This window comes from Brevibacterium sp. CCUG 69071, from assembly GCF_021023135.1.
Lineage (GTDB): Bacteria > Actinomycetota > Actinomycetes > Actinomycetales > Brevibacteriaceae > Brevibacterium.
Genome location: NZ_PGFV01000002.1, coordinates 417,078 through 435,147 on the forward strand (window position 1 = coordinate 417,078; position 18,070 = coordinate 435,147).

Here is an 18,070-nt window from a genome sequence, read left to right on the forward strand (position 1 = left end):
GCTACCTGGCGGGGGCCTAGCAACCTGGCGCGAGGTGTCTGGGACCCCGCCAGGTAGCAGTGGGAGGAGGGGAGGGGAGACTAGGAGAGACTGCCCGTTCCTCATAGTGGGCTGAGACCTCGGTGTCAGGGCGGTGGGATAGGCTGTCCGGGTGAGTTCTGAAATCGAAATCGGCATCGGCAAGCGCGGGCGTCGCGCCTATTCGCTCGACGACATCGCCATCATCCCCGACCGGCGCACCCGGGACCCCGAAGACGTGTCCCTGAACTGGCAGATCGACGCTTACCGGTTCGATCTGCCCTTCATCGGCGCCCCGATGGACTCGGCCATGTCACCCGAGACTGTCATCGCCCTCGGCCGCTTCGGCGGACTCGGCGTCCTCGATCTCGAAGGCCTGTGGACGCGCTACGAGGATCCCGCCCCGCTGCTGGCAGAGATCGCGCAGCTGCCCGACGAGATGGCCACAGCACGGATGCAGGAACTCTACTCCGCTCCGATCCAGGCCGAACTCATCACCGCCCGCCTCGAACAGATCCGCGAAGCCGGAGTCACCGTGGCCGGTGCCCTGACCCCGCAGCGGACCCAGCAGTTCTACAAGACCGTCGTCGACGCCGGGGTCGACATCTTCGTCATCCGCGGCACCACGGTCTCGGCCGAACACGTCTCCTCCCAGACCGAACCGCTCAACCTCAAGCAGTTCATCTACGAACTCGACGTCCCCGTCATCGTCGGCGGTGCCGCCACCTACACCGCGGCCCTGCACCTCATGCGCACCGGTGCCGCCGGAGTCCTCGTCGGCTTCGGCGGGGGAGCGGCCGCAACGACCCGTCGCACACTGGGCATCCACGCCCCCATGGCCACCGCGATCGCCGACATCCATGCGGCCCGCCGGGACTACATGGACGAATCCGGCGGACGCTACGTCCACGTCATCGCCGACGGCGGCCTCGGCTCCAGCGGTGAGATCATCAAGGCCTTCGGCGTCGGCGCCGACGCCGTCATGCTCGGCACCGCCCTGGCTCGCGCGACCGAAGCCCCCGGCCGCGGCATGCACTGGGGCGCCGAGGCGCACCACCCCGAACTGCCGCGCGGGCATCGCGTGGAGCTGGGCACCGTCGGCAGCCTCGAGCAGGTGCTCTTCGGTCCCGGGCGCACCGCGATCGGCGAACTCAACCTCGCCGGTGCCCTGCGCAGGGCGCTCGCGACGACCGGCTACCTCGACCTCAAGGAATTCCAGCGCGTCGACGTCACCGTCTCGCCCTATCGGCCTGGATCGGTGGTCTGATCTGTTCCGTCTGGCCCTGACCCCCAAGTGGCTGGGGTCTCTGCTCCTCGTGCTCGTGCTCGTCACCTGCTTCGTCGGTCTCTCGGCGTGGCAGGTCAACCGGGCCCAGCACAAGAATGATGCCGTCGAATCGGCCGACGTCAACGACGTCAAGGACTTCAACGATGTGATGGGCGCCCAGGCCCCGATGCCGGGCATCCTCGCCGATCAGCGGGTCAGCCTCTCCGGCCACTGGATCCCCGACGCCCAGGTCGTCGTCCCCGATCGGGTGCTCGACGGGGACAAGGGCTATTGGGTGGTGACGATGTTCGCCCCCGATGACGCCCACCTCGGCGACGGCGTCGAAGCCGCGGATGCGAACGAGAAGACGATCGCCATCCCCGTCCTCCGCGGATTCACCACCGACGAGGCCACCGCAATGTCCTCCCGCGCCGGCGAGGGCGAGGTCGAGCTGACCGCACGCATCGGACCCGTCGAAGGACCGATGCCCGGCAACGACCTGCCCGAGGGGCAGGTCCGCAGCGTCTCGACCTCGCAGATCATCAACCTCTACCCTGATCTGCTGACCTATTCGGGCTTCCTCATTCCCGAATCCACAGACGGGTCGGCCGCCTCGGTGGGCACCGACGGCCTGACCATCGTGCCGCCGACGACGACGCGCGACGAAGGCGGATTCGATCTCCAGTCCGCGGTCTACGCGATCGAATGGCTGATCTTCGCCGCCATGGCCCTCTACATGTGGTGGCAGCTGCTGCGCGACGACTTCATGCGCCGCCGCCTCGGCGACGACGGCTCCCAGGATCCTGGGAACGACGTCGAGTATGTTGTCGTCAAGGCCGCCGGCACATCACGGATCGACCCCGAGGTGATGTCGGGGCTGACCGGACTTCCCGCCCACCGGCACGGTGCGAAGAAACCGCGCCGGCACCGAGGCGGGACCACCTCGGCGAGCACCGCGACCTCGTCGAACACCGAGCACACAGATACCGACACCCCGAACACCGGAGGAAACCGAGCGTGAGCGAAGAACCCGAATCCCTGGATTCCCGCCCCGACGTCGACGAGTCGAATGTGTGGAGCGTCAAACGCTTCACCTCCGCGCGCAACGCCTTGAAGTTCTACCGGGTGATGGCGATCATCACCGGCACGATGCTGCTCATCCTGACCGTGGAGATGATCTACAAGTACCTCATCGCCGCGGACTCGGAGACGGCGCTGAACTTCGGCGGCTTCAACCTCGCCGCCGCCATCGCGATCTGCCACGGCTGGTGCTACGTCGTCTACCTCATCGGCTGCTTCTGGCTCAATCAGCAGATGCGCTGGACCCTGGGCCGCTACATCGTCCTCGCCCTGGCCGGCGTCGTCCCCGTGATGTCCTTCATCCTCGAACGTCGGATCCACCGTCAGGTCGAGGCCGAACTCGAAGCCGCGGTCGTCGTCGCACCCAAGAGCTGAGGCGAATTGGGCGCGGGGTGGCCGATGCTTAGAATTGGACCATGACGCAATCCCAGAGCACGCAGGTGCCTCCCGTCCTCGTAGTCGACTTCGGCGCCCAGTACGCCCAACTCATCGCCCGACGCATCCGCGAGGCCGGGCTGTACTCGGAGATCATCGCCCACGACGCCCCCGCCGCGGAGTTCGCAGCGAAGAACCCCGTCGCCATCGTGCTCTCCGGCGGACCCTCGAGCGTCAATGACGAAGGCGCCCCCGGCTTCGACACCGCGGTCTTCGACCTCGGAGTCCCGACCATGGGCATTTGCTACGGATTCCAGCTCATGTCGACCACCCTCGGCGGGCGGGTCGCAAAGACCGAGAAGCGCGAATACGGCTCGACCCCGGTCACCGTCTCGAGCACCGGCGCCCTGCTGGCCGGGACCCCGAACGATTACAAGGTGTGGATGTCCCACGGGGACTCCGTCGCCGAGGCGCCCGCGGACTTCGATGTCCTCGCCTCCACCCCCGACACCCCCGTCGCGGCCTTCGAATGCCCGGCGAAGAGATTCGCCGGCGTGCAGTGGCACCCCGAGGTCCTCCATTCCGAGCACGGCCAGCAGATCCTCGAGAACTTCCTGTTCAAGGTCGCCGGCCTCACCGCCGACTGGACGAACGCCTCGGTCATCGACGAACAGGTCGAACTCATCCGCGCCCGGGCCGGGCAGAAGAAGGTCATCTGCGCCCTCTCCGGCGGGGTCGACTCCTCGGTCGCCGCGGCATTGGTCCACAAGGCCATCGGCGACCAGCTCACCTGCGTCTTCGTCGACCACGGTCTGCTACGCCAGGACGAACGCGAACAGGTCGAGAACGACTACGTCAACTCGATCGGGGTCCGGCTCGTCACCGTCGACGCCCGCGAACAGTTCCTGTCCCAGCTCGCCGGGGTCACCGACCCGGAGGAGAAGCGCAAGATCATCGGGCGCGAATTCATCCGCACCTTCGAGAAGGCCGCCGCCGACCTCGTGCTCGAGGCCAAGGACGAAGGCGAGGAGATCGGCTTCCTCGTCCAGGGCACCCTCTACCCCGACGTCGTCGAATCCGGCGGCGGATCGGGGACCGCGAACATCAAGAGCCACCACAATGTCGGCGGCCTGCCCGATGACATCCAGTTCCAGCTCATCGAACCCCTGCGCGCCCTGTTCAAGGACGAGGTCCGGGCGATCGGTCGCGAACTCGGCGTCCCCGAGGCCATCGTGTCCCGCCAGCCCTTCCCCGGTCCGGGACTGGGCATCCGCATCATCGGTGAGGTCACCGAGGAGCGCCTGGCGATCCTGCGTCGGGCCGACGCCATCGCCCGCGAGGAGCTGACGAAGGCCGGACTCGACGGAGAGATCTGGCAGTGCCCGGTCGTCCTCCTCGCCGACGTCCGCTCCGTCGGAGTCCAAGGCGACGGACGCACCTACGGTCACCCGGTCGTGCTCCGCCCGGTCTCGAGTGAGGATGCGATGACGGCGGATTGGACCAGAGTTCCCTACGACGTGCTGTCCGTGATCTCGAACCGCATCACCAACGAGGTCGACGACATCAATCGCGTCGTCCTCGACGTCACCTCCAAGCCCCCGGGCACCATCGAATGGGAGTGAGCGGGAGCCTCCGGACGGTCTGAGACGGACCCCGGCATTCACTCCTGAACACCGTTCAGTTATGGTGGGATATGCTCGAGCCAGCCTCGGGGACGCCCGGGCCCGGCTCGGGCGCATCCTAACCAACGGAGAACTTATGACTCACGCGCACACCGACGGCCCCACCTCGGCGAGCATCGTCCGACCCCGATCGGCCAGCCGGGCCGGCGACGTCGCCCTCATCGCGGTCTTCGCCGCCCTGCTCGCGGCGTTCGCGATGCTGCCGCCGGTCCCGGTCGGCCCGGCCGGGGTGCCGATCACCCTGCAGACCTTCGCGATCGCCCTGTGCGGTCTCGTCCTCGGTCCCTGGCGCGGTGCCGCGGCGACGGGGCTCTACGTCGCACTTGGCCTCCTCGGCCTGCCGATCTTCTCCGGAATGAACGGCGGAATCGGGGTCCTCGCCGGGCCGAGCGCCGGCTACCTCGTCTCCTTCACCCTCTACTCCCTGGTCACCGGGCTCGTCGCCCGCTGGGCCCTGCGCCGGTTCCGCGGCGGCAAGCTGTGGGCGGCGCTGTTCGCCGGTGCGCTCGGCTCGAGCCTGCTGCTCAACCACCCCCTGGGCATCCTCGGAATGTCGATCAACGCCGACCTGCCCCTGCCCGTGGCCGCCGTCGCCGACCTCGCCTACTGGCCCGGCGACATCATCAAGAACGTGCTCGCGGTGTCCGTGGCGCTGCTCATCCACCGGGCGTTTCCCGATGTTCTCCGCCGCCGAGGCGGTGCCCCGGTGCGTGCGGACGCTGGCACCGTCGCGGACGCCGGAACCGCTGCGGACGCCGACCGGTGACCGAGCCAGCCTCGACCGCACGGTCGATCCGATTGCGCGACGTCGGCGTCGGGGTGCTCGACGAGACTCCGGACGGCGACGTCTGGAGACCCGTGCTCAACGAGGTCTCCGTCACCCTCACGGAGTCCGTGGTCGCGCTCATCGGCGCGAACGGATCCGGAAAGTCGACGCTGCTGCAGCTGCTCAACGGACTCGTCACCGCCAGCTCCGGTCGCGTCCTCATCGACGGGCTCGACCCGGCCGTCGACGGTGGGAAGGTGCGGTCCCGGGTGGGATTCGTCTTCACCGATCCTGCCGCGCAGCTCGTGATGCCGACTCCGCTCGAGGACATCGAACTGTCCCTGCGCCGACGCGTGCCGAAGAGGCAGCGACGGGCCGCGGCCTTCGAGGTCCTCGAGGAGCTCGGCATCGCCGATCTCGCCGATCGCAGCGTCTATGAGCTCTCCGGCGGCCAGCGGCAGCTCGTCGCCCTGGCCGCGGTGCTCGCCGTCGACCCGCAGATCCTCGTCCTCGACGAGCCCACCACCCTGCTCGACCTGCGCAATCGGGAGCGGCTGCGCCGAGTGCTCGCCGATCTCGTCGCTCGCCGCGGGGTGCGCATCATCCTCTCCACCCACGACCTCGAGTTCGCGAGCATCGCCGACCGCGCCCTCGTCGTCGAGGCCGGACGCATCGTCGAAGACGGTCCACCCGCCGAGGCGGTCGCCGCCTACCGGAAGCTCATCACGAGCGATACGCCGTGAGCCGCCGAGAGACCACCGGGATCCGCCGTCGAACGCAGCTCTTCGGCCGAGTCGCCCGCCCTGCGGGCTGGCTGCATCGCACGCCCACCGGCTGGAAGCTCGGGGTCATCGCGATCATCGGCCTGGTCGCCCTGATCTTCCGTGACCCCATCATCAACTGGTCGATGTTCGCCGTCCTCGTGGTCCTCGGCTTCACCGCACGGCTGCGGTGGCGACACATGTGGAAGACCTGGCTCTACGCCGGAGTGCTCGTGGGGATCATCATTGCGGTCCAGTTCTTCATCGGGACCCTCGCAGCCGGACTCACGGTCGGCGGCACCGTCTTCGCCTGTGTGCAGGCCGCGCTGCTGCTGACCCTGACGACGAGTGTGGCGCAGCTGCTCGAGGCCTTCGCGGTCATCGTCTCGCCGCTGCGCGTGTTCGGAATCGACACCGAGGTGATCGCACTGACCGCGAGCCTGATGATCCGAGCGATCTCGCATCTCTCCGGCCTCCTCGGCGAGTCCGATCGGGCCGCCCGGGCTCGTGGACTTGATACGAACCTGCGCGCCCGGGTGATCCCGGCGATCCTCCGCTCGGTCAAGTACGCTCAGGACACCGGCCGGGCGCTCGACGCCCGCGGCATCGTGGACTGAACGTCTCCCGCCCAGTTATGCCGGCTCATAGCCGCGCTCGGCCCGCACCCGTCCAGCTTTCCCTCCGTTCGTCTTCAGCCGGTCGTGAGATCGCGGGAGTATCGTCGGCAGCGAAGGCCACAGACCGCCTGCCGAACGACCTCTCGAAGGAGACGCCATGTCAGCACACGACCGTCCCGTTCTGCTCGCAATGGACTTCCAGAACGGCATCGCCGGGGACGAAGCATTCACGAAGACCGGCGTGCTGGAGCGAGCGCGCGACGCCGTCGCCGCCGCCCGGGACAGCGGCATTCCCGTGGTCTGGGTGCGCGTGGCCCTGCGTGAGGGCCAGCCCGAACTCGCCGAGACTGCCTCGTTCGCGCAGATCGCCGCCCACGGTGACCTCGATGAGGCCCACGCCTCGACGAGCATCCACGAGACGCTCGACCGTCACGAAGGCGAACCGATCGTGACGAAGCGTCGCATCAGCGCCTTCACCGGCAGCGACCTCGAGGTGCTGCTGCGCGGGTACGGAACGAGATCGCTCATCCTCACCGGCGTCGCCACCAGCGGGGTCGTGCTTTCGACGATCCGGCAGGCTGCCGATCTCGACTTCGAGCTGACCGTGCTCGCCGACGCCTGCGCCGATCGCGACGAGGAGGTCCACCGGGTCCTGACCGAGAAGGTCTTCCCCAAGCAGGCCACCGTGCTCACCGTCGCCGACTGGGCGAAGGGGCTGTGACCAGGCAGCCGTGACAGGTCAGCCGTGACCCGTCAGACGTGACAGGTCAGTCGTGACCCGCCACCTGTGACCCGGCAGCCGTGATTCAGCGGGCCGAGATGCCCTGGGCCTCGGTGCGGTAGATGCTCGCGAATCCGCGCCCCATGACCTGCGGAGCCGGGCTCTCGATCGCCCGCGAGTAATGGCCGACGAGCTGGGAGCACACGCTCTTCCAACTCCGCGAGAGCACCTGCTCGCGACCGGCGATCCCGAAGGCGCGGCGTTTGGCCTCATCGCCGAGGAGGTCGGCGACATGGGCGCGCATCGCACCCAGATCCTTCGGAGTGTAGAGCCACCCGGTCCGGGAGGAGTCGACGAGATCGAGGGGACCGCCGCGGGCCGGGGCGACGACGGGAACCTCGGAGGCCATGGCCTCCTGAATCGTCTGACAGAAGGTCTCGAGTTCGCCGGGGGCGACCATGATGTCGAAGCTGGCCACGGCCTGGGCCAGAGCGTCCCCGCCCAGGAAACCCGTGAAATGGGCACCGGCCAGGGCTCGTTCGAGCTTCGTCCGCCACGGTCCGTCACCGACGATGACGAGCTTCGAATCGGGCACATCGGAGAGCACGGCGAGATCGTCGACCTGCTTCTCCGCGGCGAGGCGGCCGACGAAGCCGATGATCTTCTCCCCGTTCGGGGCAACGGTTCGACGCCACACCTGTGATCGGTGACTCGGGTCGAAGCGGGTGGAATCGACCCCACGGGCCCACAGATCCACCTCGGCGACCCCGAGCCCACGCAGCTGATCGATCGTGTACGACGACGGCGCCAGCGTCAGCGAGGCGTGCTGGTGGATATTGCGCACATGCGACCACAGCATCGCCTCGATCCCGTGCATTCCGTACCGGGCGGCATAGGCGGGGACCTCGGTCTGATAGATCGCGACCGTCGGCAGGTCGAGGGCCTGCGCGGCCAGAACCCCGCGCCAGCCGAGGACGAAGGGACTGGCGAGGTGGACGACATCGGGGGCGAAGCGCTCGAGCAGGCGGCGGATCCGGGCGACCCCGCCGGGGGCGACGCGGATGCGCCGATACTTCGGCAGAGCGATGGAGGGCACACGCACGATGCGCGCTCCGGCGACCTCTTTGGGACCGTCCCGGCGAGTGCCGGGGGCGATGATGAGAACCTCATCGCCGCGATCGGCCAGATGGTCGAGGACTCTCAGGAGTGAGTGGGTGACCCCATTCATGTTGGGGAGGAAGGATTCTGCAATGATCGCTACTCTCACACCACCCAGTTGAGTCTCCGCGGGTGAAGACCCTGCGACGGTGAGGAGTCCAGTCGGCGACGAATGCCCGAAATCACCCACCCCATCTGGACATTCGGTGACCGGCACATGGCGCGTTCGCCAGCAGTCTGAACCCTGCGTAAACTGAAGTGTCGGAAACGCGGGGACAGTGTCGGTATCACGGCACCATGACACGGACGGAGGGGTGGCCATGCTCTGGCTCATCGTCGTCGCCTGTGTGCTTGTCGCTCTCGTGGTCATCGCGCTCGTCCTGACGATTCTGCGCTTCAACCAGCTGTCGATGGCCAGGTCCCTGTGCGATGAGGCCAAACGGCAGCTCATCGTCGAACTCCGGGCCCGGCACGCCCTCGTCCCCGCGTTCATCGGCACCCTGGGGCAGATCACCGGCAGCGATCTCAGTCGGGTCGAACTCGCCCTCGCCTCCGCCGAGCGGGCCCCTTTCGACCGTCGCGGGGCTGCGGCGGAGAACGCCCTGACCGAGGCGATCAACGCGGCCGCGCGCATCCCGGGCACCCGCGCGGACAAGACCCTGCCTCCCGAATCGACTCTGGCCCTGGGCGGTGACCTGCGCGAAGAGCTCGACACCACCGTCGCGCTGCTCCACGGTCAGCTGACCGTGCTCACCGAACGCATCCTCGCCGGCAGCCGCCTCTACAACACGAACGTCGAACGCTATCACCGGCAGCGTCGCCGCTTCCTGTCCCGACTGTTCCAAGGCGTATTCCGGGCCCGCGAACTCTTCACCGAAGCCCGCGAACCCGGCACCGAAGCTCGCGAACCCGGCACCGAGGCGGGCGAACCCCGCAGCGAGGCAGGCGAATCCCGCAGTGAGGCGGGAGAGGCGTGACCCGCTTCCGCATCGATCTCGGCTACCAGGGCACACACTTCCACGGGTGGGCCAAGCAGCCCGGCCTGCGCACCGTCCAGGCCGGACTCGAATCGGGCCTGGCCCGCATCACCGGCACCGAGGTGAGCACGGTCGTCGCCGGCCGCACCGATGCGGGTGTCCACGCCCGACGTCAGGTCGTCCACATCGACCTCGCCGAGGCGGCACTTGAGAAGCTCATCGGCAGATCTTCAAGGTCCGCCGAGGCGGCTCTGGTGTCGCGTCTGCGTGGGGCCCTGAGCGCGGACGGGCACGAGGACATCATCATCCACGCGGTCACCGAGGTGCCCGAGGACTTCGATGCCCGCTTCTCCGCACTGTGGCGGGCCTACCGGTACCGGCTGGCCGACCACCGCTCCTTCATCGACCCGCTGCTGGTCGCCGTCACACCCCGACATAAGGGAGAGCTCGACGCCGAGGCGATGGCGGAGGCCGCCGCAGAGGTCAAAGGCCTCCACGACTTCCTTCCCTTCTGCAAACCCCGCGAAGGGGCGACGACCATCCGCACCATGCACGAACTCCTCGTCACCCGGGACGAGGATGCGGTGATCACCATCGACCTGCGCGCCGATGCCTTCTGCCACCACATGGTCCGGGCGCTGGTGGGCGGTCTGATCAAGGTCGGCTCCGGCACCTGGCCGGTGACCCGGCCGGCCGAACTCATCGCCGAGGCGGAGGCCGGGCTGAGCCCGTCCGCGCCCATGTTCGTGTCCCCGGCCCACGGTCTCGTTCTCACCGAGGTGGGCTACCCGGAGCCGGGCGAGTATGCCCTCCGTGCGGCCCAGACCATGGCCCGCCGCGACCTCGAATAGAGCCTCGCCGGCTGGCGGTCTGCCGCGCTTCCGCAAAGCTTCACGCCGTCTTGATGGGAAAAGTCCCCTTCCCAGATGTGAGAATCCTGTGTACATTCACTAACAGGTAACTCTTCGTTCGCCTTGGCCCGGCAGGATGGCCGTGCATGACAATCCCCTCGATCCACGGCGGCAGTGCGGCGGATGACACGATCAAAGGAACCGAATACATGTCGAAACTTGTGACCAAGCTGATCGCGACGGGGGCTGTGGCGTCAATGCTGACGCTGCCGGGCCTCGCCCCGGTCGTCGCAGCACCCTCCTTGGGAAGCGGAAACTCAGCCGAAGACAGTGCCACGGCGCCAAGCGAATCCGCTCCCGCCGACCCCGACGAGTCGTCGAACGCCTCATCTGCCGACGGCGGGTCCGCGACATCGGGCGATGCCGCCTCCGACTCCCAGGACGACTCCGGCGACGAGACCTCCACGCAGTTCGCACCGGAGGGCACGTCGGTTCAGCTGCTCAATATCACCGACTTCCACGGACGCATCTCCGAAGCGGGCACTCAGGTCGCCTCGGTGGTCGAGGAGGAGCGGGCGAAGTTCGGCACCGGCGGCGACAACGCCGGAACCGCGCTGCTCTCGACCGGTGACAACATCGGTGCCTCGACCTACGTCTCTTCGTCCCAAAACGATTCGCCGACGATCGATGTCCTCAACGCCATGGGCGTGCAGGCCTCTGCCGTGGGCAACCACGAATTCGACAAAGGCATCGATGACCTCACGGGCCGAGTCACCTCGGAGGCGGACTTCCCCTACCTCGCGGCCAACGTCTACGACAAAGGCACCGAGAACGTCGTCGACGGACTCGACGAATATTCTGTCGTCGACGTCGCGGGAGTGAAGATCGCCGTCATCGGCGTGGTCACCAAGGACACCACCTCGCTGGTCTCGCCCGACGGCATCTCCGGACTCGACTTCGGCGACCCGACGGACGCCGTCAACCGCGTCGCAGGAGAGCTCGAAGAGCTGCCCGAGGACGAACAGCCGGACATGACCGTCGTCGAGGCCCACCTCGGCGCGTCCACGACCGAAAGCCTCGAAGACGCGAAAGCCTCGAACGCGGAGTTCAAGAAGCTCGTCACCGAGGCCGACGCCTCCGTCGACGTTCTGTTCACCGGTCACACGCACCTGCCGTACAAGTTCGAGGCTCCGGTTCCCGGTGAGCCCGACCGTACCCGCCCTGTCCTCGAGGCGGCCAATTACGGCGACATCGTCGGTCAGGTCGAGCTCAGGGCCGATGGTGACGGCAACTGGGACGCCGGAGCGGTCAATCTCCTCGAAACCGCGGACAAGAGCTACGACTCACCGGTCGTCGACGAGGTCGCCGACATCGTCTCCGCCGCCGATGAGAAGGCCAAGGAGCTCGGCTCCGAAGTCTCGGGAACGATCAGTGAGGACATAACCCGAGCGAAGAAGGACGGCGAAGAGGACCGCGGTGCCGAATCGACGCTGGGCAACCTCGTCGCCGATGCGCTCAAGGAAGGCGTCAAGGAGACGCAGCTCGACGAGGCCGACTTCGGCATCACGAACCCGGGCGGACTGCGCACCGATCTGCTCTGCGACGACATCTACAACGATGAGGAGAAGTGCGAGGTCACGGTCGCCGAACTCAACGGCGTGCTGCCGTTCGCCAATGACCACGGCGTGGTGACGATGAAGGGCTCGGACGTCATCGGACTCTTCGAAGAGCAGTGGCAGCCCGACGGGTCCTCCCGGCCCTTCCTTCACCTCGGCATCTCCGATGACCTCGATGTCGTCTACGATTCGAAGGCCGATCGCGGCGAGCACGTGAAGTCGGTCATGGTCGATGGCGAGAAGATCGACGAGAACAAGGAGTACCGGGTTGCCACACTGAGCTTCCTCGCTGCCGGTGGTGACAACTTCACCTCCTTTGCCAACGGCGACTTCGAGCAGTCGGGTCTCACCGACTTCGAGACCTGGGAGAACTACTTCAACAAGAAGCAGGACGCCAAGGAGCCGGTGGCCCCGGACAAGACGGAACGCCAGGCCGATTCGGCCCAGGACGTCATCGAGAACGGCGACCTCAAGGTCGAATTCGACGGCCCCGAGGGCCTCAAGCCAGGTGAGAGCAAGGACTTCGTGCTCAAGACCGATGCGAAGAACGAGGTCGCAGGACCCGTGGGTGTGACCGTCGATCTGCCCGAGGGCTACACCGCCGAGGCGGCCGCCGGCGCCCAGCAGAAGTCAGCGACGGCCGAAGCCCCCGAGGTCAAGGCCGATGCTGCGGCGAAGACGATCACCCTCGAGTCGATCCCGGCCGGGCAGAGTGAGACTCCGATCTCCGTCACCGCTCCTGCGGATGCCTCCGGCGACGTCACCGTCACGGTCAGCCTCCAGGCCGGCGAGGCCGAGTGGTGGGATGACAACCCGCTGCCGCTCAGCCACGAGTTCGAAGCCACGGCCACGGTCGGCGACGATGCGAGCGCCGATGGCGGAGACAACGGCTCGGCCGACGGTGCGGACTCGAACGGCACGGCCGACGGCTCCGACGCCGATGCCTCCGGTGCGCATGCGAACGCCGACGGCGGGGACTCGGATTCCTCCGGCTCCGCCTCGGTGAGTGCCGACGGCGGATCGAACGCCGGCGGATCCGATGGCAGCGATGCGAACGCGAACGGGTCGACGGACGGCGGGGATCTGCCCCGGACCGGATTCGAAGCACTGAACATCGTGGCCGCGGCACTGGCACTCATCGTCGGAGGCGGCGCGGCCATCACGGTGGTCCGCCGCAGGAAGATCAACAGCTGAGTCCGTCACACGACGGAACGACGGCAGGGCCGGAACGATCGGAATGATCGTTCCGGCCCTGCCGTATTCACAGGCGCCGTGTCCTCACTAGTCGCTGCCGCCGTCGATCGATTCTGCCGTCGCGTTCTGCTCCCGCTCGGTGCCGTCGTCCCGGCGGCCGAAGCCGAGCCGCGAATGTCTGGTCTCGAAGGTCTCGAGATGGACGAAGACGGGGACGAGGAAGAGGATGCCGACGGCGGGCACGACGATGCCGGAGTCGTTGATGATCGTGCCGACTCCCAACAGGATCGCAAGACTGATGACGGTGGCCCGGAGCAGGGGGATCTTCGCGTAGGCCTCGCGCAGGCCTTGGAGAGAGAATCGCTGCGGTGCCAGGGCCAGCCAGAACACGCCGACGATGATGAGCGGCAGGATCAGGGTCATCCACGACTGGGTGAGGATGTCGATGTTCATGCCGATCTTGCGGGCGAGGACGCCTAGGGCCTCCCCGCTGATGATGGAGTCGAAGAATCGCCCGAAGTGCGTGCGCTGATCCGCCGGACGCAGCCAGTCGAGGAACAGCACGGTGAGCATGACGAACCCGGCGATGCCCACGGTCAACCCGAGCCGTTTGAACGAGAAGCGGATGCCGGCTGCGGCAAGGGCGATATAGGCGACGCCGATGATGAGCGTCGGCACGGACCCGAACTTCGTCCCCAGGCCGGGGGCGGCAAGGATCACGCAGGAGATGAACACCGGCACGAGGACGATGAGCAGGCGAGTCAGCGGCTTCTTCGCCAGTGATGCGAACCCGGCGACCGAGAGGAGCAGTGCGCAGCAGTAGAGCGCAAGCGCCGAGTTGCCGATGCCGTAGAAGCGCGAGCCGATGAGCAGAGGCTCGCCGAGCAGGGTCGACATCTGCAGCTGGGAGCCCGTGACGACGTCGTAGGCGAGCACGCACACGGTGACCACGGAGACGAAGAGCACAGGCCCCAGAGTGTGTCTGCGCCAAGGACCGAGGAGCGCGACCGACCCGAGCACCAGCGACCAGCCGGCCACGGCGCCGAGCATCGCGATGTCCGGGTTCGTCGCCCGCTCCCAGGGCAGAGTGTTGACCAGATAGGTCGACACCGGCATCGCCGCGAAGACGATGCCCAGCCGGTAGGCCCCGGAGTGCACGAGATCCCGATGGTTCTTCCGCAGGAACCAGGCAAGGACGAGCAGACCCACCATCAGGGTGGCGACGACCGGGAAGAACCAGGTGGACAGGTCGTTCTGAGTCTTCACGGCCACCTGCCGGTCGAGCACCGCCTGGTACCGCGACTCCCAGTTCGAGCCGCCGGAATCGGAGGTCATCGGCGCCCCGGCGACATTGTCCATGGTCTCGCCGCCGGAGAGCTGCACGAGTGTCGGTGCGATGTCGGGGACCTGAATCAGACCCGGCTGCCGGGTCGACGAGGACGTCAGCAGTCCCGGTTCCTGGCCGGGCCGCAGCATCATCGTCGCCTGCATCGAGGAGCCGTCGTCGGCGCCGTCGGCGATTGAGGTGAAGAGGATCGGGGACCGGCCGGTTTCGATGGTGGTCCCGTCCGCACTCAGCCAGCCGCTCGAACGCAGAATCGTGCCCACCCGGCGGTCGAGGTCCTTGAGGGAATAACCGTCCGAGGCGGTGTTGCCGAGGTCGACGAGAGTGAGCTTGCCTGCGGCCGAGTCCGCTGCCGCCTCCTCGCCGAGGTCCCGGCCCACCGGGGACCAGTTCTCGACGTGGCCCGCCGGGTCGGCCGCGGCGATCGCGGCCCCAGAGCCGATCGCCGAGATCTCGGGCACCGCCTCGGCGAGTCCGCCCAGCGTGGCATCGTAGTTGTCCCCGCGGGCGACCTGGGCGTAGACGTCCCAGTCGGCGACCCAGCCGTCCAGGGGCGGCTGCGGATCGCGGCACTGATCGCGCGGTTCGTCGGCGGCCCGACGCCCCGAGCCCACGCCCAGCCAGCCGTCGACCGGGCAGCTGGTCGATCGTACGCTGCGCGGCGTGATGGTCCCGATCTCGGAGGACTTCATCATCTTCCACAGGTTCGGCGTGGTGCGCGGGTCCAGGTCCTCGAAGCGGAAGCCCGAGACGCCGATGCCGATCGTCCCATTGCCCGCCGAGGCGGTTCCGGCCTGCGTGTCCTCCGCTGAGTCTGTGGGCCCGGTCGTCGAGTCCTCCGTCGACTGCGTGGTGTCGGAGGCTGCGGTGCCGGACGCTGCGGTGTCCTTGGCAGTGTCCGCGGCCTGCGCCGTCTGCGGCAGTCCGAGGACGAGCATGAGTGCTGCGAGCGCGCCGAGGAGGACGCGCGTGAGCAGCGGGAGAGCAGCGGTTCTCATGTCCGCCCCGAGCCTTTCGCCTCGGTTGGGGTGGCCGCATCCTTCGCCTCGGTTGGGGTGGCCGCATCCTTCGCCTCGGTGGGGGTGTTCGTTTCCTTCGCCTCGGCAAGCAGGTGCGTGACCTGTACGCGACCGGTGGTGGGAGAGTCCCCGTCAGAGCTCGGCCGGGCCACGGTGTCCTTCGCGTGCTCGGCGCTGAGCGCGAGCAGATACGGCAGCAGCACCATCGCCCCGGTCGAGGGCACCGCGATGCCCGAGTCGGTGAGGACGAGACCGACGCCGAGGGCGGTGACAGCAGCGAGGAAGCCGTAGTGCAGATCCTGGTCGACGAAGACCTGGGGCAGCTTGCCGCGCCACTTGTTCGCCAGCCTCGCCGTTCTGCTCTTCGGCGCCACCCGGGGGAAGTGGACCAGGTAGCGTAGGAACAGCAGGATCGCGATGGCCGCCAGGGGCGTGACGATCGCCAGCGCCGGATTGACTTGGATGATGTGAAGGTTCGCGCCGAGTTTGCGGCCGATGACCTGCAGGGCCTCACCGCTGACGAGCTGGTCGAAGAAGTTGCCGAAATGAGAGCGGGAACCCGGTTCGCGCAGCCAGTCGAGGAAGGCGATGCCGATGAGCACGGCCAGGGAGACGACTCCGATGAGCGCGAGACGGAAGAGGGAGAGTCGGATCCGGCTGATCAGCGCCAGGAGCACGAGCAGACCGGCCAGGGTCGCAATGGTGCCTCCGAACTTCGCACCCCAGGAAGGATTGCCGGAGACGAACACCGCCGCCAGTCCGAGGACGAGCGGGAGCACGATGACCGCCCGACGGTGGCCGCGAGCCCGCAGCCAGGAGATCGCGATGCCGAGGAAGATGAAGAGTCCGACGATGAAGATCGCCGCCCCCTGGTTGCCCAGGCCGTAGTAGCGACCGCCGACGATCGGGTTGTAGCCGAGCAGCGAATTGCTCTGCAGACGCGAACCGGTGGCCAGATCGACAGAGATGATGAGGACGCTGAGCAGCGACAGCGCCGCCACGCGCCCCCGCCAGGTTCGACCCCAAGGTGGGAGGACGGAGATCACGAAGACCGCCGCGGCCGTGCCGATGACCGACAGGGTCAGCCCCAGCCCCGGCTGGGCCATGCGGGACCAGGGAACGAGGCCGGCGAGGAAGGCCCCCATCGGCACCGAGGCGATCGCCAGGGACGCCCAGCCGAGGAACCTGTGCACGAACGCCCCCAGGGTCGCTCCGCCTCGGCGACCGAGGACCGATCTGCTCAGCAGCAGCCCGCAGACGATGAAGAGGACGTAGAAGGTGATGTCGAGGGTCAGCGAGAAGGTCGAGAGGTGCTGGTAGATCGAGGTCGCCTTCTGGGAGTCGGCGACGAGGTCGTCGATGCGCTGCTGCGGATCATCGTCGGTTGGTGTGACTTCGAAGCTCACCCCGCTGGGGGAGGGCACGTCGAGCCGGTCGAGGATGCCGGGGGCGAGGTCGGTGAGTTGGAGCAGACCGGGTGTGCGCGTCGTCGCCGAGGACAGGGAGCCGGGTTCGAAGCCCGGCCCGGAGGCGATGAACGCGCGCAACTGGGGGAGTCCGGAGCTGTCGCCGAGGCCTGCGACGATGATCGTCGGTTCCGCGGCCCCGGGTTTGGCCGAAGCGCGCACCTCCTCGAGTTTCTCTCCCAGGCGTTTGTCCGCCTCGGCGACGCGGAGCTCACGGTCGAAGTTGACCGGCACCGTGTAGGAGAAGTTCGGGATCGGATCGAACAGCCACGAGCGGGAGCCGATCGCGCCGAGGTCGACGAGGTCGAGGCGGCAGTCGGTGGCGTTCGCGTCCTCGGTGTAGTTGCGCACGACGCCGTTCTCGTCCGCGGCCGCGTAGGCGGCACCCGGACCTTCGGCGGCGACGCAGGGTTCGAGCTGGGATTGCCGACCCTGGGCGTCGGTGCCGGCGGGGACGACCTTCCCGTGCTCATCGACGAGGCGAGAGAGCATTCCGTAGTCGACGGTGTAGCCGGAGCCGACGTTGGGCTCCTTGATGGCCTCGAAGTCCTCGATCTGGGCTGTCGTCGCCCCGGCCACCGAATCCGTGGGGAGATCTTCATCACCCTGGGCGGCGTCCTCACCGTCCGCGACCGCCTCGGCGGGCCCGTCATCGGAGTCCAGGGGATCGTTCTCGAGGTCGGTCGAGGGGGCGCTCAGCGAGGGGCAGCGGGCCGTGTTGTCCTCGTCGGCCTCCTCCGCTTCAGGGGAGGGGCCGGCCTGGGCGCGGGCTCCAGAACCCAGGGACAGCCATCCCGATCCGGGGCAGGTGGCGGAGCCGATGGTGCGCACGTTGAGGTTGGCGGCGGCTCCCTCGGAGAGCAGCGCGTAGAGGTTCGGAGTGCGCACGGAGTCGATGTCGTTGATGGTCAGGCCCGGTATGCCGTAGAGAATGGTCTTCCCGTCGGCCGGCCGGGAGGCGTCGTCATCGTCTGCGGACTGCCTGTCGGTCGGGGCCGGAGTCTCGGCTGCTGCCTGGGCCGCCGTCTGGGTCGGAGGCTGCTCCTGTGTCGGAGTCTGTGCGCGCGTATGTGCCTGTACGGAACTCTGCAGGGGACCGAGTCCCAGCAGCAGGAGCCCGAGGATGACACCCAGCACCATGATTCGGAATGCGGGAA

Annotated in this window: 14 protein-coding genes; 11 read left to right on the top strand and 3 right to left on the bottom strand. The window is 67.8% G+C overall.

The genetic code is table 11. The features are described 5' to 3' along the window. Positions 1-151: 151 nt before the first annotated feature. The 8 genes from CV023_RS07155 to CV023_RS07190 all read left to right on the top strand — a co-directional run bounded on the left by CV023_RS07155 (position 152) and on the right by CV023_RS07190 (position 7,287). The gene (locus tag CV023_RS07155; RefSeq protein ID WP_230744784.1) at positions 152-1,285 is read left to right on the top strand and encodes a GuaB3 family IMP dehydrogenase-related protein; all 1,134 of its coding nucleotides are present in this window, start codon (positions 152-154) and stop codon (positions 1,283-1,285) included. 55 nt (positions 1,286-1,340) lie between these two features. Next, entirely contained in the window at positions 1,341-2,306 is a 966-nt protein-coding gene (locus tag CV023_RS07160) for an SURF1 family protein (RefSeq protein WP_230744785.1), read from the top strand. Then, positions 2,303-2,740 carry a DUF3817 domain-containing protein gene (locus CV023_RS07165; RefSeq protein ID WP_230744786.1) on the top strand — a complete coding sequence of 146 codons (438 nt, stop codon included), beginning with the start codon at positions 2,303-2,305 and terminating at the stop codon, positions 2,738-2,740. Before CV023_RS07160 ends, CV023_RS07165 begins: the two co-directional genes overlap by 4 nt. A gap of 41 nt (positions 2,741-2,781) precedes the next feature. Further along, positions 2,782-4,362, top strand: a complete 1,581-nt coding sequence (gene guaA, locus CV023_RS07170; RefSeq protein WP_230744787.1) for a glutamine-hydrolyzing GMP synthase — start codon at positions 2,782-2,784, stop codon at positions 4,360-4,362. Positions 4,363-4,498: 136 nt separating this feature from the next. After that, on the top strand, positions 4,499-5,188 hold the full coding sequence (locus CV023_RS07175) for a biotin transporter BioY (protein ID WP_230744788.1): 690 nt from the start codon (positions 4,499-4,501) through the stop codon (positions 5,186-5,188). Further along, positions 5,185-5,931, top strand: coding sequence for an energy-coupling factor ABC transporter ATP-binding protein (locus tag CV023_RS07180; RefSeq protein ID WP_442859926.1), 747 nt, complete (start codon positions 5,185-5,187; stop codon positions 5,929-5,931). The genes CV023_RS07175 and CV023_RS07180 overlap by 4 nt, the downstream gene beginning before the upstream one ends. Then, positions 5,928-6,566: an energy-coupling factor transporter transmembrane component T family protein gene (locus CV023_RS07185; RefSeq protein ID WP_230744789.1), complete on the top strand. Its 639-nt coding sequence runs from the start codon at positions 5,928-5,930 to the stop codon at positions 6,564-6,566. Before CV023_RS07180 ends, CV023_RS07185 begins: the two co-directional genes overlap by 4 nt. Positions 6,567-6,723: 157 nt before the next feature. Next, the gene (locus tag CV023_RS07190) at positions 6,724-7,287 is read left to right on the top strand and encodes a cysteine hydrolase family protein (RefSeq protein ID WP_230744790.1); all 564 of its coding nucleotides are present in this window, start codon (positions 6,724-6,726) and stop codon (positions 7,285-7,287) included. An 85-nt stretch (positions 7,288-7,372) separates the two neighbouring features. On the opposite strand, the gene CV023_RS07195 is transcribed toward CV023_RS07190, so the two are convergent. Beyond that, the gene (locus CV023_RS07195; RefSeq protein ID WP_230744791.1) at positions 7,373-8,554 is read right to left on the bottom strand and encodes a glycosyltransferase family 4 protein; all 1,182 of its coding nucleotides are present in this window, start codon (positions 8,552-8,554) and stop codon (positions 7,373-7,375) included. Positions 8,555-8,765: 211 nt separating this feature from the next. Between CV023_RS07195 and CV023_RS07200 the strand changes: the two genes are divergently transcribed. The 3 genes from CV023_RS07200 (at position 8,766) to CV023_RS07210 (ending at position 13,083) form a co-directional block, all read left to right on the top strand. Further along, positions 8,766-9,422, top strand: coding sequence for a LemA family protein (locus tag CV023_RS07200; RefSeq protein WP_230744792.1), 657 nt, complete (start codon positions 8,766-8,768; stop codon positions 9,420-9,422). After that, positions 9,419-10,273, top strand: coding sequence for a tRNA pseudouridine(38-40) synthase TruA (gene truA, locus CV023_RS07205; protein WP_230744793.1), 855 nt, complete (start codon positions 9,419-9,421; stop codon positions 10,271-10,273). Before CV023_RS07200 ends, truA begins: the two co-directional genes overlap by 4 nt. Positions 10,274-10,419: 146 nt before the next feature. Beyond that, positions 10,420-13,083 carry a 5'-nucleotidase C-terminal domain-containing protein gene (locus CV023_RS07210; RefSeq protein WP_230744794.1) on the top strand — a complete coding sequence of 888 codons (2,664 nt, stop codon included), beginning with the start codon at positions 10,420-10,422 and terminating at the stop codon, positions 13,081-13,083. An 87-nt stretch (positions 13,084-13,170) separates the two neighbouring features. On the opposite strand, the gene CV023_RS07215 is transcribed toward CV023_RS07210, so the two are convergent. Beyond that, entirely contained in the window at positions 13,171-15,426 is a 2,256-nt protein-coding gene (locus CV023_RS07215; protein WP_230744795.1) for a hypothetical protein, read from the bottom strand. Continuing rightward, positions 15,423-18,053 carry a hypothetical protein gene (locus CV023_RS07220; RefSeq protein WP_230744796.1) on the bottom strand — a complete coding sequence of 877 codons (2,631 nt, stop codon included), beginning with the start codon at positions 18,051-18,053 and terminating at the stop codon, positions 15,423-15,425. Before CV023_RS07220 ends, CV023_RS07215 begins: the two co-directional genes overlap by 4 nt. Positions 18,054-18,070: the final 17 nt, after the last annotated feature.

Coding starts and splice junctions, on each gene's coding strand:
- CV023_RS07175 (WP_230744788.1), top strand. CDS start 4,499: ATGACTCACGCGCACACCGACGGCCCCACCTCGGCGAGCATCGTCCGA.
- CV023_RS07220 (WP_230744796.1), bottom strand. CDS start 18,053: ATGGTGCTGGGTGTCATCCTCGGGCTCCTGCTGCTGGGACTCGGTCCC.
- CV023_RS07200 (WP_230744792.1), top strand. CDS start 8,766: ATGCTCTGGCTCATCGTCGTCGCCTGTGTGCTTGTCGCTCTCGTGGTC.
- CV023_RS07190 (WP_230744790.1), top strand. CDS start 6,724: ATGTCAGCACACGACCGTCCCGTTCTGCTCGCAATGGACTTCCAGAAC.
- CV023_RS07215 (WP_230744795.1), bottom strand. CDS start 15,426: ATGAGAACCGCTGCTCTCCCGCTGCTCACGCGCGTCCTCCTCGGCGCG.
- guaA (WP_230744787.1), top strand. CDS start 2,782: ATGACGCAATCCCAGAGCACGCAGGTGCCTCCCGTCCTCGTAGTCGAC.
- CV023_RS07210 (WP_230744794.1), top strand. CDS start 10,420: ATGACAATCCCCTCGATCCACGGCGGCAGTGCGGCGGATGACACGATC.